The 15,383-nt window shown below is 66.3% G+C and carries 11 protein-coding genes; 5 read left to right on the forward strand and 6 right to left on the reverse strand.

All coding sequences use genetic code 11. The features are described from left to right. Nucleotides 1–31 precede the first annotated feature (31 nt). The 5 genes from AC1DQ3_RS06260 to AC1DQ3_RS06280 form a co-directional block, all read right to left on the reverse strand. Nucleotides 32–1,054, reverse strand: a complete 1,023-nt coding sequence (locus AC1DQ3_RS06260) for an LLM class flavin-dependent oxidoreductase (protein ID WP_477119314.1) — start codon at nucleotides 1,052–1,054, stop codon at nucleotides 32–34. A 33-nt stretch (nucleotides 1,055–1,087) separates the two neighbouring features. After that, the gene (gene coaBC / locus AC1DQ3_RS06265; RefSeq protein WP_477119315.1) at nucleotides 1,088–2,284 is read right to left on the reverse strand and encodes a bifunctional phosphopantothenoylcysteine decarboxylase/phosphopantothenate--cysteine ligase CoaBC; all 1,197 of its coding nucleotides are present in this window, start codon (nucleotides 2,282–2,284) and stop codon (nucleotides 1,088–1,090) included. Between the two features lie 321 nt (nucleotides 2,285–2,605). Then, a complete protein-coding gene (lspA, locus tag AC1DQ3_RS06270; protein WP_477119316.1) occupies nucleotides 2,606–3,145 on the reverse strand; it encodes a signal peptidase II in 540 nt (179 codons plus the stop codon). Next, nucleotides 3,145–6,024 (reverse strand): isoleucine--tRNA ligase, encoded by a 2,880-nt coding sequence (gene ileS / locus AC1DQ3_RS06275; protein ID WP_477119317.1) that lies wholly within the window; start codon nucleotides 6,022–6,024, stop codon nucleotides 3,145–3,147. Before ileS ends, lspA begins: the two co-directional genes overlap by 1 nt. Before the next feature lie 137 nt (nucleotides 6,025–6,161). Beyond that, complete coding sequence (locus AC1DQ3_RS06280) at nucleotides 6,162–7,160, reverse strand: bifunctional riboflavin kinase/FAD synthetase (RefSeq protein WP_477119318.1); 999 nt, start codon at nucleotides 7,158–7,160, stop codon at nucleotides 6,162–6,164. A gap of 148 nt (nucleotides 7,161–7,308) precedes the next feature. Here AC1DQ3_RS06280 and AC1DQ3_RS06285 point away from each other — a divergent pair, with 148 nt between their 5' ends. Further along, nucleotides 7,309–9,138, forward strand: a complete 1,830-nt coding sequence (locus AC1DQ3_RS06285; RefSeq protein ID WP_477119319.1) for a hybrid sensor histidine kinase/response regulator — start codon at nucleotides 7,309–7,311, stop codon at nucleotides 9,136–9,138. Nucleotides 9,139–9,196: 58 nt separating this feature from the next. Here the strand turns inward: AC1DQ3_RS06285 and AC1DQ3_RS06290 are convergent, their stop codons facing one another. Next, a complete protein-coding gene (locus AC1DQ3_RS06290; protein WP_477119320.1) occupies nucleotides 9,197–9,856 on the reverse strand; it encodes a response regulator in 660 nt (219 codons plus the stop codon). A 251-nt stretch (nucleotides 9,857–10,107) separates the two neighbouring features. On the opposite strand from AC1DQ3_RS06290, the gene purN reads away from it, so the two are divergent. From purN to AC1DQ3_RS06310, 4 genes are all read left to right on the forward strand, one after another. Beyond that, a complete protein-coding gene (purN, locus tag AC1DQ3_RS06295; RefSeq protein ID WP_477119321.1) occupies nucleotides 10,108–10,764 on the forward strand; it encodes a phosphoribosylglycinamide formyltransferase in 657 nt (218 codons plus the stop codon). After that, nucleotides 10,761–12,161, forward strand: a complete 1,401-nt coding sequence (locus AC1DQ3_RS06300) for an RsmB/NOP family class I SAM-dependent RNA methyltransferase (RefSeq protein ID WP_477119322.1) — start codon at nucleotides 10,761–10,763, stop codon at nucleotides 12,159–12,161. Before purN ends, AC1DQ3_RS06300 begins: the two co-directional genes overlap by 4 nt. Nucleotides 12,162–12,374: 213 nt before the next feature. Beyond that, complete coding sequence (locus AC1DQ3_RS06305) at nucleotides 12,375–13,778, forward strand: mechanosensitive ion channel family protein (RefSeq protein WP_477119323.1); 1,404 nt, start codon at nucleotides 12,375–12,377, stop codon at nucleotides 13,776–13,778. Nucleotides 13,779–14,171: 393 nt separating this feature from the next. Then, nucleotides 14,172–15,362 carry a DesA family fatty acid desaturase gene (locus AC1DQ3_RS06310; RefSeq protein WP_477119324.1) on the forward strand — a complete coding sequence of 397 codons (1,191 nt, stop codon included), beginning with the start codon at nucleotides 14,172–14,174 and terminating at the stop codon, nucleotides 15,360–15,362. Nucleotides 15,363–15,383: the final 21 nt, after the last annotated feature.

Raw genomic sequence — 15,383 nt, forward strand, 5'->3', positions numbered from 1 at the left:
AAACGTTGGCAATCCGAGATGATAGCCGAGCTCAGCCGCCCGACAGGTCGAAGGCTTGCGCCAGTAGCTCATAGGTGCGCAGCCGCGCGGCATAGCTGGCGGTCACGCTCAGCACCACCAGTTCGTCGGCGAGGAAGCGCTCGCGCAGGTCCAGCATGCGCTGCGCGACCTGCTCCGGAGTGCCGCAGATGGTGCGCGGGCGCTCGCGTGCCACGATCAGGCGATCCCGTTCGGTCGGTTCGTGCTGCGCGGCTTGCGCCAGCGAGGGGATAGGGGCGTTGACGCCATAGGCCATCTGCAGCCGGCGCAGGTCCACGGCGCGCTCCAGCGCCGCCGCCTCGGCCTCGGTGTCGGCGCAGATCACGAAGATGGCCGCCGCGCTATAGGGCTGCGCGTCGTACCCGGCTTCGAAATCGCGGCGGTACTGCTGCGCGACGGCGTGGCCCTCATGGGGATTGATGAAGTGGGCAAAGGCAAAGCGCAGCCCCAGGCGCGCCGCCAGGGCGCCGCCGTAGTCGCTGGAACCGAGCACCCACAGCTCGGGCCGGGTATCGATCTCGGGCTGCAGTACCACGCCGTCGGCGACATGACCCGGCGGCACCTCGCCACGGAAGAGCCAGGACAGGTCCTGCACCTGTTCGGCGAACTGATCGCCGCGGTTGTATTGCCCCATCGCCACCGCCTGCGCGGTACGCATGTCGCCGCCCGGCGCGCGTCCCACGCCCAGGTCGATGCGGCCCGGGAACAGGCCTTCCAGCATGCGGAATTGTTCCGCCACCTTGAAGGGGCTGTAATAGGGCAGCATCACCCCGCCCGAGCCCAGGCGGATGCGCTGCGTGACGCTGCCCAGGCGCGCCAGCATGACCTCCGGCGCCGGGTTGCAAACACCGCGCAGGCCATGGTGCTCGGCGCACCAGTAGCGGGTGTAGCCCAGCGCATCGGCGGCCTGCGCCAGCTCCACGGTGGCGGCCAGGGCGTCGCGCGCGTGATGGCCGGCAATGACCGGGCTCTGGTCGAGCACCGAAAGGCGGACTTTGGTTTTGCTTGCGGGCATGTTCAGGGGTTCCGGGTGGCTGGGTGCTCTGGTTCAGCGGCGCGCGGGCAGCCGCCGGGCGATGGCCGCCACCAGGTCGCGCGCCAGCGTCAGCTTGTCGGCGCGCGGCAGGCGGGTCATGCCCTGGGCGTCGAACAGCACGATCTCGTTGTCGTCCATGCCGAAGGTGTGGTGGCCGATATTGCCCACCAGCAGCGGCACGTTCTTGCGCTGGCGTTTCTGCTCGCCGTACTGCTCGAGCTTTTCGCTCTCGGCGGCAAAGCCCACGCAGTAGGGCGCATCGGGCCGCGCCGCCACGGTGGCGAGGATGTCGGGGTTCTGCACAAAGCGCAGCGTGGGCGTGTCGCTGTCGTTGGCCTTCTTCAGCTTCTGGCCGGCCACTTCGGCCGGGCGCCAGTCGGCTACCGCGGCCACCGCGATGAACACATCGGCGCCGGGCAAGCCCGCCAGCACCGCGTCGTGCATTTGCTGCGCGCTTTCGACGTCGGTGCGGGCAACGCCGCGCGGGGTGGGCTGGGCCGTGGGGCCGGCGACCAGGATCACCCCGGCGCCGGCCTCGCGGGCCGCGCGCGCGATGGCAAAGCCCATCTTGCCGGAGGAGCGGTTGGTAATGCCGCGCACCGGGTCGATGGCTTCGAAGGTGGGCCCCGCCGTGATCACCACGCGGCGCCCGGCCAGCGGCTTGGGCTGGAAGAACGCGACGATGTCGTCGAGCAATTCCGAGGGCTCCAGCATGCGGCCGTCGCCGACTTCACCGCAGGCCTGGTCGCCGCTGCCCGGGCCCATTACCGTGACGCCATCCGCGCGCAGCTGGGCGGCGTTGCGCTGGGTGGCGGGGGCAGACCACATCTGCAGGTTCATGGCGGGGGCCACCAGCAGCGGACAGTCGCGGGCGATGCACAGGGTGGTCAGGAGGTCGTCGCACAGGCCATGCGCCAGCTTTGCCAGGAAATCGGTGGAAGCGGGCGCCACCACAATGGCGTCCGCTTCGCGCGAGAGATCGATGTGGGGCATGTTGTTGCCCACGCGCGCGTCCCACTGGGAGGTGAAGACCGGCCGCCCGGAGAGTGCCTGCATGGTCACCGGCGTGATGAACTGGGTGGCGCCCTCGGTCATGACCACCTGCACGGTCGCGCCGGCCTTGGTCAGCAGGCGGACCAGCTCGGCCGCCTTGTAGCAGGCGATGCCGCCAGTCAGGCCGAGAACGAGATGCTTGCCTCGCAGATCCATGGATATGCTCTTCGCTCGAAGGTTGTTGTCCGGGTGCCGCGGCCGGGTTGGCTACCCCCGCGCCGGATAGACGTCAATAATACCGGCTTGCCCGCATGCGCGTTGGCGACGCTGCCGAGTTGCACCACGCGGGCGTTGCGCCCTTCGTGTTCGTCACTGGCTGTGGGATTGCTCGCAGAACCTGCGCAGGCCGGCAATGGCCGGGGCGCCAGGGGGCGCATCGGCCACCAATGCCTGTCGGCCAACACCACGGAAGACGCAGGCATGACCCGCGCGCAACCGGACCGCTTCGCCCCTGGGCGGGCCCGCCCGGGCCGGCGCTCAGTGCCGGCGGACCCGCCGCAACTCATCCACGATCAGCAGCACCGCACCGACGGTAATGGCGCAGTCCGCCACGTTGAACGCGGGCCAGTGGTAGTTGCGCGCATGGAAGTCGAGGAAGTCGATCACGTGGCCATACACCACGCGGTCCACCACATTGCCGATGGCGCCGCCGAGAATCAGCGAGATCGCGAAGCAGAACAGGCGCTGCCCGGTATGGCGGTACAGCATCCAGACGATGAACAGCCCCACCACCACGCCTAGTCCCGTAAAGAACCAGCGTTGCCAGCCGCCGGCGTCGGCCAGGAAGCTGAAGGCGGCGCCCTTGTTGTAGACCAGCACCAGGTTGAAGAAGCCGGTCACCGGGCGCGATTCGCCGTAGGCGAAGGTCCTGACGATGACGATCTTGAGGAACTGGTCCAGCACGATCACCAGCAGGGCGAATGCCATCCACAGCAGTGGCGTGGTGTTGCCGCCTTTGGTGCCCTTGCTGCTAGCGCGTTTGGTGCCGCGCGCGGAGCGCGTGGTGGTGGTGGCCATCAGGCATGGCTCCTGTGTTCACCGGCGCCGAACAGGTTGCTGTCGCAGCGGCCGCAGAGGGTGGGGTGGGCCGGGTTGCGGCCGACGTCGGGGCGGTAGTGCCAGCAGCGCTCGCACTTGGCGTGCACCGACGGCGTCACCGTGACCAGCAGGTCGCCGCCTTCCGGCGCCGGTGCTACCTTGGCGGCGGACGTCAGCAGCACGAAGCGCAGGTCGTCTTCCAGGCTCTGCAGGGCGGCCAGCACCGGGCCACCGGCCTGGATGGTGACTTCCGCCTGCAGCGAGGAACCGATCTCGCCGTCCACCCGAACCGCTTCGAGCTGCTTGGTGACTTCGGCGCGGGCCTCGCGGACCACGTGCCACTTCTGCAGCAGGTCGTCGGCCTGGTCGATCTCCGGCACGTCGTAGTAGGTGCTGGTGAAGATGGTGTCGGTGTGCCCGGTGCCGTGGCCGAAGATCTGCCACGCTTCCTCGGCCGTAAAGGACAGGAACGGCGCCATCCAGTGCAGCATGGCCTGGGTGATGTGGTACACCGCGTTCTGCGCGGCGCGGCGCTCCTTGGAGTTGGGCGCGGTCGTGTAGAGGCGATCCTTCAGCACGTCGAGGTAGAAGCCGCCCAGGTCTTCCGAGCAGAAGGTCTGCAGCTTGGCGACCACCGGGTGGAATTCGTAGCCATCGTAGTGCGACAGGATTTCCTTTTGCAGGCGTCCGGCCAGCGCGACGGCGTAGCGGTCGATCTCCAGCCATTCCGATGCCGGCAGCGCATGCTGCGCGTGGTCGTAGTCCGACAGGTTGGCCAGCAGGAAGCGCAGCGTGTTGCGGATGCGGCGATAGCCTTCCACCACGCGCTTCAGGATTTCGTCGGAGATCGACAGCTCGCCCGAGTAGTCGGTCGAGGCCACCCACAGGCGGATGATCTCGGCGCCCATCTTGTTCGAAACGTCCTGCGGCGACACCGTATTGCCGATCGACTTCGACATCTTGCGGCCTTCGCCGTCGACCGTGAAGCCGTGCGTGAGCAGCGCCTTGTAGGGTGGCTTGCCATACAGCATCGAGGCGGTCAGCAGCGACGAATGGAACCAGCCGCGGTGCTGGTCGGAGCCTTCCAGGTACAGGTCGGCCAGGCGGCCGTCCGGCAGGTCGGCCGACGGGTCGTACAGGTCCTCACGGTGCGAGCCGCGGATCACGGTCCAGTGCGTGGTGCCGGAGTCGAACCAGACGTCGAGCGTGTCGCGGTTCTTTTCATACAGGGCGGCTTCCTCGCCAAGCAGTTCCTCGGGATCGAGCGTCTGCCAGGCCTCGATGCCGTGCTGCTCCACGCGCTGGGCGATTGCCTCCAGCAATTCCGGCGTGCGCGGGTGCAGTGCGCCGGTTTCCTTGTGCAGGAAGAATGCCATCGGCACGCCCCACTGGCGCTGGCGCGACAGCGTCCAGTCGGGCCGGTTGGCGATCATGTTGTGCAGGCGCTGCTTGCCCCAGGCCGGGTAGAACTCCGTCGCCTCGATGCCGGCCAGCGCGGTCTCGCGCAGGGTGGCGCCATTGTCGACAGGGTCCACATCCATGCCTGCGAACCATTGCGAGGTAGCACGGTAGATGATCGGCGTCTTGTGACGCCAGCAGTGCATATAGCTGTGGGTGTACTTGTGCGAATTGAACAGGTTGCCCGAAGCCTTCAGCACCTCGACGATCCTGGGGTTGGCGTCCCAGATCTTCTGGCCGCCGAACAGCGGCAGCGTGCTGGCATAGACGCCGTCGCCCATCACCGGGCTGATGATGTCGTGGTCGCGCATGCCGTGCGCCTTGCACGACTGGAAATCCTCCACGCCGTAGGCCGGCGCCGAGTGCACGATGCCGGTGCCGGTATCGGTGGTGACGTATTCGCCCAGGTAGACCGGCGACAGGCGGTCGTAGCCCGCGTCCATCTTGGACAGCGGGTGGTGGAAGCGGATTTCCGACAGCGCCGCGCCGGTGGCGGTGGCCAGCACCGTGCCTTCGAGTTCGTAGACCTTGAGCTGTTCCTCCACGCGCCCGGTGGCCAGCAGCAGGAAGCCGCGCGGGGTATCGACCAGCGCGTACTCGACCTCGGGATGCACGTTGAGCGCCTGGTTGGACGGGATGGTCCACGGCGTGGTGGTCCAGATCACGATCCAGCCGGGTTTGGCGGCGAGTTGCTCCAGCGGCACCTTGAAGGCGTGAGCCAGCTTGTCGGTATCGGCGAAGGGAAAGCCCACGTCGATGGACAGGTCGGTCTTGTCCTTGTACTCGACCTCGGCCTCAGCCAGTGCCGAGCCGCAGTCGAAGCACCAGTTCACCGGCTTCAGGCCACGGAACACATAGCCCTTTTCCATGATCTTGCCCAGCGCGCGCAGCTCATCGGCTTCGTTGCTGTAGTTCATGGTCAGGTAGGGATGTTCCCAGTCGCCCAGCACGCCCAGTCGCTCGAAGTCCAGCTTCTGCCGGGCGATCTGCTCGGTGGCGTAGGCGCGGGCGCGCGATTGCACTTCCTGCACCGGCAGGCCTTTGCCGAACTGCTTCTCGATCTGGATCTCGATCGGCATGCCGTGACAGTCCCAGCCAGGTACGTAGACGGCGTCGAGGCCGGTCAGGCCGCGGGCCTTGACGATCATGTCCTTGAGGACCTTGTTGACCGCGTGGCCGATGTGGATGTCGCCATTGGCGTACGGGGGGCCGTCATGCAGGACGAACTTCCTGGCGCCCTTGCGCGCTGCCCGGATCTTCTTGTAGAGCTGCTTGTCCTGCCATTGCTTGACCCACAGCGGTTCGCGCTTGGGCAGGTCGCCGCGCATCGGGAAGGGGGTCTCCAGCAGGTTGACCGGATATTTGCTTTTTTCGGGCTTGGCGCGTTTGTCGTTGGACATGTCGATTCTCGGGGCGATTCGGTTGGCGCGCGGCACTAGCTCGGCTGGATGCGGGCGCGCGGTATGGCGTGGACTGGCAGCGGGGAGCCGCGGGTTTTGGGGTTGCGACCCGGGTCCCGCCGCGCGGGAACGGGGCGCTAGCTAATTCGGTCGGTGGCGGAGGTGGCAAAGTCGCGGCTGCCCGCGGCCGGGGGCGTGCCCCCCGGCTCGGTCAGGCCGAAGAAGGCACGGGCCTCCGCACTGTCCTTGGCAATGGCCGCGGTCAGTTCTTCCAGGCTGTCGAAGCGGGCCTCGTCGCGCAGCTTCTTCATGAATTCGACCCGCACCACCTTGCCGTAGATGCTCTGATCGAAGTCGAACAGGTGGACTTCCAGCAGCACCCGGCCGGCATCCTCGATGGTCGGGCGCACGCCGATGCTGGCCACGCCCGGCAGCGCGTGTTCGGCGAGCCCGTGCACCTGCACCACGAAGATGCCGTTGACGGCCGGCCGCTTGTGCGAGATGCGCAGGTTGATGGTGGGAAAGCCCAGGTCGCGCCCGAGCTTGCGGCCATGGACCACATGGCCGCTGATGGCATAGCCATGGCCAAGCAGGCGGCGCGCATGTTCGAGGTCGCCCTCGGTCAGTGCCTGCCGCACGGCGGAACTGGAAATGCGCACGCCGCCTTCGGACACCGAGCCCATCTGCTCCACGGCGAAGCCGAACTGGTGGCCGGCCTGCTGCAGATAGGCAAAATCGCCGGCGCGCCTGGCGCCGAAACGAAAGTCGTCGCCAACCAGCAGCCAGCGCGTATGCAGGCCGTGCCACAGCACGTTTTCGACGAAGGCCTGGGGAGACTGCGCGGCGAAGTGCGCGTTGAAATGCTCGACGACCACGCGGTCGACGCCGTTGCGGCGCAGGCTCTCCAGCTTGTCGCGCAGCAGCGCGATACGCGTGGGAGCCTTGTCGGGCGTGAAGAATTCGCGCGGATGCGGCTCGAACGTCATCACGCACAGCGGCAGGCCGCGTGCGTCCGCCGCCGCGCGGGCACGCGCGAGCAGCGACTGGTGGCCGCGGTGCACACCGTCGAAATTGCCGATGGTGAGGGCGCAGGGCGCCCGGCTTTCGGCATTGGGCAGGCCACGGAAGACTTTCACGAGGACGGCAACAAGCGTTTGGGTAAAGCGGGCATTATAAGGCGAATGGGGGGCAAATTTGGCCCGGCGGCACGATGACGGACGCCGGGGTTGGCTTTTTTGTGCACGGATCGACTCTTTGCCGTGGCGCCGCGCGGCAAAAGGCGGCATGATATGGCGGATCGCTCTCGTTGCCCCCAGCCCACCCTTGAACGCGCTGCTAAACCGAATCCTGCCGCCGCCGGGGCCTGCGCTTGACACTGAAACGCGGGCCAAGCTGCTGGCGACCATCCATCGCGTCTCCCCGACCGCCATCGTCGCCTCCCTGGTGCTCCCGGCGCTGACTGCGATCGCCTTCTGGTCAGCCGCCGACCACGGTGCGCTGATCGGCTGGTGCGGTGTCATGCTGGTGTTGACCGCCGCCAGCTGCTGGTTCTATTTCGGCTACCTGCGCGATGGCACCACCATGAGCCGCTCGGCCCACACGCGCAAATGGTGGGCCAATATGCGCGCAATGGCTTTCCTGACCGGGCTGACCTGGGGCAGCTCCGCRCTGCTGCACCTGTATACCGGCTCCACCGTGTTCTCCAGCGTGCTGTACCTGCTGGCGCTCGGAGTGCTGGCGGGCGGCGTCACCGCGCAGTCGCCGGTGCCGTCCAACCTGGTCTACGCCGGCATACCGATCCTGGTACCCAATATCCTGCTGGCCGAGTACGCGTTCCCGGGTCATGGCACCTATGTGCAACTGCTGCTGGTGGTCTACGCCATCATGCTCACGCGCCACGCGCTGAACCTGCAGCGCACGCTGGTGCGGGCCATCCAGCTCGAAAGCGACAGCCGGCGGCTGGCCAAACGGTTCCAGGAAGAGAAGGAGAGGGCGCTGCACGCCAGCGAGGAAAAATCGCGCTTCCTGGCCGCCGCCAGCCACGACCTGCGCCAGCCGGTCCACGCACTGGTGATGCTGGTGGAGGCACTGCGCGCCCGCAACAAGTCGTCCTCGCTCCATCCGCTGGTGGAGCAGGTGGCCGCCGGCACCCAGACCATCGACCTGCTGTTCCGCTCGCTGCTGGACCTGTCCAAGCTCGAGGGACGCAAGGTGCTGCCGACACTGGAGCCATGCGAGCTCAGCCACCTGATCGGCGAAGTCATGAGCCAGTTCGCCGCCGATGCGCGCGAAAGCGGCCTGACCCTGACCCCGCGCGTGCCCGAGGAACTGTACGCGATGGCCGAGCCGGTGCTGTTGCGCCGCGCCCTGTTCAACCTGGTGCAGAACGCCCTGCGCTATACCCGGCGCGGGGGCGTGCTGGTAACGGCGCGGGAGCGCCGCAAGCATATTCGCGTGGAAGTGTGGGACACCGGGGCCGGGATCACGCCCGAGCACCTGCCGGACATCTTCTCGCCCTATTACCAGGTGCATAACCCGCAGCGGGACCCGTCCCAGGGCTTGGGGCTCGGGCTGGCTATCTTCAAGGAGTGCGTGCGCCTGATGCGCGGCACCTACGGCGTGCGCTCCGTGCCCGGACGGGGTTCGGTATTCTGGTTCTCGCTGGCGCCGGTGGCGGACGAGACCGTGGCCACCATCCGCGCCGTGCGGGCTACCGCGCTGGCCGAGGACGCCAGGCCGGACCGCCTGCGCGGCACCGTGCTGGTGGTCGACGACGATACCCAGATCCGCAAGGCCTGGATTGCACTGATGGAAGCCTGGGGCATCCAGGTTGCCTGCGCGGCGCATGGCGCGGATGCCGACCGGCTGTTCAGCCAGGGACTCAAGCCGGACATCATCTTCTGCGACTTGCGCCTGCCCGGCAGCGAGAATGGCCTGGACCTGCTGGAGCGCTGGCAGAACACGCAACCGCAGGCACGTAGCGCGCTATTGTCGGGCGATCTGAAATCCGCCGCGCTGGCGGCGGCCGAGGAGGCGGGCTACGTCGTGTTGCCCAAGCCGGTCGATCCGGCCGCGCTGCGGCTGCTGCTCAGGCGCTGGCTGCACCCCGCCTGAATGACAACGCGCCGGCCCGTTGTGGGATCGGCAATGGGCGAGGTGCCCGCGGCGCGGCTCATTGCCGCAGGCGGAAGCGCTCCATGCGCGACATGACTTGCATGCGGGTGCGCACGCCGAGGCGTTGCAGGATCGCCGAGACGTGTTCCTTGACGGTGTTTTCCGTCAGGCCGAGACGCCGCGCGATCACCTTGTTGGGCAAGCCTTCCAGCACCAGCGCCAGCACCGAGCCCTGGCGCGGGGTCAGGCCCAGTTCGGCCGGGGTGACCGGAATGCCGTGCGCCGGCCCGAAGGACTGGGCACGGCCGTTGAGCGCTTCGTCGGAAGGAAAGGATGTGTCGCCTGCCAGCACCTTGCGCACGGCGGCCGTGAACGCGTTGGCGTCCAGATGCTTGCCGACGAAACCGCAGGCCGCCAGTGCGCGCGCGCGGCCCACGATCTCCGGCGTGGCCTCGGCCGACATGAAAATAAAGCGGGCGGAAGGTACGAGGGTCTGGAGCGCCTGCATGGCGTCGAAGCCTGTGCCGTCGGTCAGCCAGATATCCAGCAGCACGATGTCAGGCCTGAGCCCTTGCTGCAAGGCACCGAGCGCCTCCTTGGCGCTACCGGCGGCATGGACGGCGACATCCGGCATCACCTCCGCCAGGAAGGCGGTGGTGCCGGACAATGCCATGGGGTGATCATCGACCACCAGCAAGGTCGGTGCAGCGTTCGACATGCGATTTCCCGTCTAATTTCCCAGTTCGTCCTTATTGTCACTAGAAGCCGCGTGAGCGGTCTGCGCGTGGACGATGGCAGCCACTCTAGCAGAGCGGGCGAGGGGTCACAATCCATCGGAGGAGTCTTACGTAGGGCTTACGCAGCGCATGGTTCATGCTAAATGGCTCCGGGACGGGGAATTCACGTGTTTTAAGCGCCTAATACGCTCGCTTTGACCGTGTACGGCCTCTGGCTTGGTAGAATTGCGCGATGAAAAATATCGTTATCCTGATTTCCGGGCGAGGCTCCAATATGGAAGCCATCGTCAGCGCCTGCACAGCCGAAGGCTGGCCGGCGCGCGTAGCGGCGGTGCTGTCGAACCGGCCGGACGCCGAAGGCCTGAAATTTGCCGCGGAACATGGTGTGACCACTGGCGTGGTGGATCACACGAAATATGCCGATCGCACTACTTTTGACGCGGCGCTGGCCGAAGCCATCGACGCATTCACGCCGGACCTGGTGGTGCTGGCCGGCTTCATGCGCATCCTGACACCGGGCTTTGTCGACAAGTACGCGGGGCGCATGCTGAATATCCATCCGTCGCTGCTGCCCTGCTTTCCGGGGCTGCATACGCACCGGCAGGCCATCGAGGCGGGCGTCAAGGTCCACGGCGCCAGCGTGCACTTCGTCACGCCCGAGCTCGATCACGGCCCCGTCATCGTCCAGGCCGCGCTCGACGTGCTGCCCGAGGACACGCCCGAGAGCCTGGCCACGCGCCTGCTGCCAAGCGAACATGTGATCTACCCGCGCGCGGTGCGCTGGTTCGTCGAAGACCGGCTGCGCGTGCAGGCCGGCACAGTCCGGGTCGAACCGCCCGAATCCCAATTGTTTACGGCCTTTGCTGCCGCTACCGAGATGCAGTCATGAGCCGGAATACCGCAGGGGCGCGCCAGCCCGTTCGCAACAAGCACAAGGGCACCCCGATCCGCCAGGCCGCCCGGCCGCGCGACGCCAGTGACAGCCAGGCACCGCAGCAAGGGCGCGGGCCGCATGGTGGCCTGCACGCCGTGCATATCCAGCACATCGACCGCCTGCTGGGCAAGGTGCTGATGTTCACGCGCCCCTCCGACGTGGTGGTGAGCTACTACTTCCGCGAAAACCCCAAGCTGGGCCACCGCGAGCGCGGCATCATCGCCGAAGCCGTGTTTGCCGTGCTGCGCCGGCGCGTCGAGTTCTCCCAGTTCGCCGCCAGCGGCACGGGCGCCTCGCAGCGCCGCCTGGCCCTGCTGGGCCTGGCCGCCACGCTGGGCCGCGACGTGCTGACGCCTTTCCTGTTGCCGGAAGAAGGCGAATGGCTCGATCGCCTGACCACGATCGAACGCTCCAGCCTGGCGCCGCGCGTGCGCGCCAACCTGCCCGAGTGGCTGTTCGACCAGCTGGCTGCCCGCCACGACGAAGCCTTTGTCGAAGCGCTGGGCGACGCGTGGCTGCGTCCGGCGCCGCTGGATCTGCGCGCCAACCTGGTCAAGACTTCCCAGGAAGCCGCGCTGGCCGAGCTGACCGCCGCCGGCCTGAAGGCCGAGCCCACGCCGATGGCGCCCGCCGGCATCCGCCTGGCCGGCAAGCCGGCGCTCAACCAGCTGCCGCTGTTCGTCAACGGCCTGGTCGAAGTGCAGGACGAAGGCAGCCAGTTGCTGTGCAACCTGGTCGCGCCCAAGCGCGGCGAAATGGTGGTGGATTTCTGCGCGGGTGCCGGCGGCAAGACACTCGCGCTGGGCGCGCTGATGCGCTCCACCGGCCGCCTCTACGCGTTCGACGTGTCGGAGAAACGCCTGGCCAATCTCAAGCCGCGCCTGGCGCGCAGCGGGCTATCGAACGTGCATCCGGTGCAGATCGATTCCGAGCACGATGCCAAGATCAAGCGCCTGGCCGGCAAGATCGACCGCGTGCTGGTGGATGCGCCATGCAGCGGGCTGGGTACGCTGCGGCGCAACCCGGACCTGAAATGGCGCCAGTCGCCGCAGTCGGTGCTGGAGCTGACCGCCAAGCAGGCGTCGATCCTCGACTCCGCGGCGCGTCTGGTCAAGGTGGGAGGCCGCGTGATCTATGCCACTTGCAGCGTGCTGGAAGCCGAGAACGAAGGCATCGTGCGGGGCTTCCTTGCGGCGCACCCGGCCTTCCGCCTGGTGCCTGCCGCGCAGGCGCTGGCCGAGCAGAAGATCACGGTGCCCGGCTTGGCGGAGGATGCCGAGATGCTGGCGCTTTACCCGCATCTGCACCAGACCGATGGTTTCTTCGCCGCCGTGCTGGAGCGCGTCAGCTGAAGTTCTAGTCGCCAGTCGCCAGCATCGGCACTGGCGCTTCCTGCGCCGCGGGCCGCCCGGTCCCGGCTGCATTTCCGGCGCGGGTCCGGTATCTGAGGGACCGGCTCGCCGCTGACTGCGCGTTGCCTTGTCCGTTGTGCTCCCACAACCCGTTTCGGGCAATCGCCCGGCGCCTCGATTGCCCCGCGGCGGCGCGCCCAGTTATTCCAGAGCATGAATTCCAATCCCCTGACCGAACTTCACGCAGCGCATCCTGCCTTTGGCAAGATGTTCGATGACCTGATCCGCGACGCGGGCGGCCCCGGCTTTATCTGGCAACTGGTGGTACTTGCCGCTTGCCTCGCAGTGGCCTGGCCATTGGCAAGGCTGGTCGTCAGGCGGCTCGAAGCCGGCTATGCCGGATCCAGCTTCGCGCTGCGCTTTGCCGTTGCCAGCCTGGAACGCGCCATGTTCCCGCTGTTTGGCTGGCTACTGGTGATGGCCGCGCGCTACGGACTGGAGCTGGTCATGTCGGCCAGCGTGCTGCGCCTGGCGCTGGTGCCTTTGTTCGGCATCACTTTTCTTTATTTCGCCTTCTATATCCTGCGCCGCGTGCTATCCGGCAGTGGCCAGTTGCACGGCATGCTGCTGCTGGTGGAGAAGGTGCTGACCACGCTGGTCTGGGCGGCCATGGCACTTTACGTGCTGGGGTTGCTGTGGGATGTGATGAACTGGATGGAGTCCATCGGCTTTTCGCTCGGCGGCAAGCAGAAGATCAGCCTGGCCGACACCCTGGTGGCAGCCGTCTGGATACTGCTTACCGTGTTGGTGGCCATGTGGTTCGGTTCGTGGCTGGAAGAGCGCCTGATGCGGTCGACTGGCCTGGACAGCAACCTGAAGGTGGTGCTGACCAGACTTTCCAAGGCTTTGCTGCTGCTGGTCTCGCTCTTGCTGAGCTTGTCGCTGGTGGGCATCGATCTCACGGTACTGTCCGTCTTCGGCGGTGCGCTGGGCGTCGGCCTGGGCCTGGGCTTGCAAAAGATTGCCAGCAACTATATTTCTGGCTTCATCATCCTGCTCGACCGCTCGGTCAAGCTGGGCGACCAGATCACCGTGGACAAGTACACCGGGATCGTTTCACAGATCCGCACGCGTTATACCGTGGTCCGCAATGGCGACGGTGAAACCCTTGTGCCGAATGAGCAACTGGTGGCGCAGGCGGTGCAGAACCACTCGTTCTCCAATACCAATGTGCGCGTTGCCACGCGTGTCCAGGCCGATTACGCGGCCGATCCGGAAATGGTGCTGGCCTTGCTGGTCGAGGCTGCCAAAGACATTCCGCGCCTGTTGGCGGAACCCGCGCCATCGTCTTTTCTGGTGCTGTTCGGCGACAATGGCATCGAATATGAGCTTGCCGGCTATATCGCCGATCCGCAGAATGGGAAGCTTGGCGTGCAATCGGCGCTGAACCGGGCGATCTGGCGGAAGTTCAGGGAGCATGGCATCTCGATCCCGTATCCCCAGCGAGAGGTGCGGGTACTGGGCCGGGTGAAGCTGGAGGAGCAGGATGGGGCCAAAAAAGAGACTCATGAGGCGCTTACTGTGCCGCCGGCCAATATCGCTGGCATCGGTTCCTGATATTTCGTGCGGCGACTGGTGCACCTTGCGGAACGATCCATGTAGCTTAACGTCGAAATCGGGGTAAAAGCGGATGCCCGCTTGGTCTGGGTACGGTAGAATCCAAGGTAGTTGCGGGTTCGTCCGGAAGCGGATTCTGTCCGGGTGATTTTTTCGGCTCCCGCCCCCACCATACAGCCGCCAGATTGCAGCGGCTCGTGTCCAGTCCCGCCGGCAGGCAGCAGTTGCCCAAGGCGCCAGACGGTCATGCCTGGGGGCTCCGGCGAGTGCCGGGGTTTCAGGCAGGCGCCATATGACGCAATCATTGAATTTGCAGTCCTTTTTCTGCACATTGTTTGTGGCCCGCCATGTCGTGCCGCACTGAATACCCCTGTTTAATCGACGGAGAACAGTTTGTTCGACTCTATTCTTGACTGGGCCGCCAACGGCCTTGCCAACTGGTCCTGGTGGGAAATCGTGATCTACACGCTGGTGGTGACGCACATCACCATCGCGGGCGTCACCATTTACCTGCACCGCTGCATGGCGCACCGGTCGCTGGACCTGCACCCTGTCGCTGCACATTTCTTCCGTGGCTGGCTATGGCTGACCACCGGCATGGTCACCAAGGAGTGGACCGCCATCCACCGCAAGCACCACGCCAAGTGCGAGACCGAGGACGATCCCCACAGCCCGCAGACCCGCGGCATCCGCAAGGTGCTGCTGGAAGGCGCGGAACTGTATCGCGCCGAGTCCAGGAACAAGGAAACCATGGCCAAGTTTGGCCACGGCACGCCTAACGACTGGGTCGAGCGCAATGTCTATTCGCGCTTCGGCTGGCAGGGCGTCGGCGTGATGCTGATCCTCGACGTTGCCTTGTTCGGCGTGATCGGCCTGACCGTGTGGGCCGTGCAGATGCTGTGGATCCCGATCCACGCCGCCGGCATCATCAATGGCCTGGGCCACTGGTGGGGTTATCGCAACTACGATTGCGAGGACGCTTCGACCAATGTCTCGCCGTGGGGCATCATCATCGGCGGCGAAGAGCTCCATAACAACCACCACACCTACCCGACGTCGGCCAAGTTCTCGATCAAGTGGTACGAGTTCGACATCGGCTGGGGCTATATCCGGGCCATGCAGGCCGTCGGCCTGGCCAAGGTCAAGAAGATCCCGCCGAAGGCTCGCCTGGTGGAGGCCCGTCCGGTCGACCACAACACGCTGGAAGCCATCATCGCCAACCGCTACGACGTGATGGCGCGCTATGCCAAGGCGGTCAAGAGCGCCTACAAGCAGGAACTGGAAAAGCTGAAGGAAGCCCGCATGGCCGAGTACAGCAGCTTCAAGCCCGCCCGCAAGTGGTTCCACCGCGAGGAAACCAAGCTGGCCGATCCGCAGCGCCAGCAACTGGCCACGATCGTGGAGCAGAACAAGTCGCTGCATACCTTCGTGGAAATGCGCCGCGAGCTGGCCGCGATCTGGGGCCGTTCCAACCTGACGAGCGAACAACTGCTGCTGCAGCTGCAGGCCTGGTGCCATCGCGCCGAGGCCAGCGGCATCGAGGCGCTGCACGATTTCTCGCTGCGCCTGCGCCGTTATGCCTGACGCGGCCTGATACCTGACCCG

Source organism: Cupriavidus sp. 01T418, from assembly GCF_056398885.1.

Excerpts from the sequence above, each read along its gene's own strand:
- AC1DQ3_RS06260 (WP_477119314.1), bottom strand. The coding sequence starts at position 1,054 with ATGCCCGCAAGCAAAACCAAAGTCCGCCTTTCGGTGCTCGACCAGAGC.
- coaBC (WP_477119315.1), bottom strand. The coding sequence starts at position 2,284 with ATGGATCTGCGAGGCAAGCATCTCGTTCTCGGCCTGACTGGCGGCATC.
- lspA (WP_477119316.1), bottom strand. The coding sequence starts at position 3,145 with ATGGCCACCACCACCACGCGCTCCGCGCGCGGCACCAAACGCGCTAGC.
- ileS (WP_477119317.1), bottom strand. The coding sequence starts at position 6,024 with ATGTCCAACGACAAACGCGCCAAGCCCGAAAAAAGCAAATATCCGGTC.
- AC1DQ3_RS06290 (WP_477119320.1), bottom strand. The coding sequence starts at position 9,856 with ATGTCGAACGCTGCACCGACCTTGCTGGTGGTCGATGATCACCCCATG.
- purN (WP_477119321.1), top strand. The coding sequence starts at position 10,108 with ATGAAAAATATCGTTATCCTGATTTCCGGGCGAGGCTCCAATATGGAA.
- AC1DQ3_RS06300 (WP_477119322.1), top strand. The coding sequence starts at position 10,761 with ATGAGCCGGAATACCGCAGGGGCGCGCCAGCCCGTTCGCAACAAGCAC.
- AC1DQ3_RS06305 (WP_477119323.1), top strand. The coding sequence starts at position 12,375 with ATGAATTCCAATCCCCTGACCGAACTTCACGCAGCGCATCCTGCCTTT.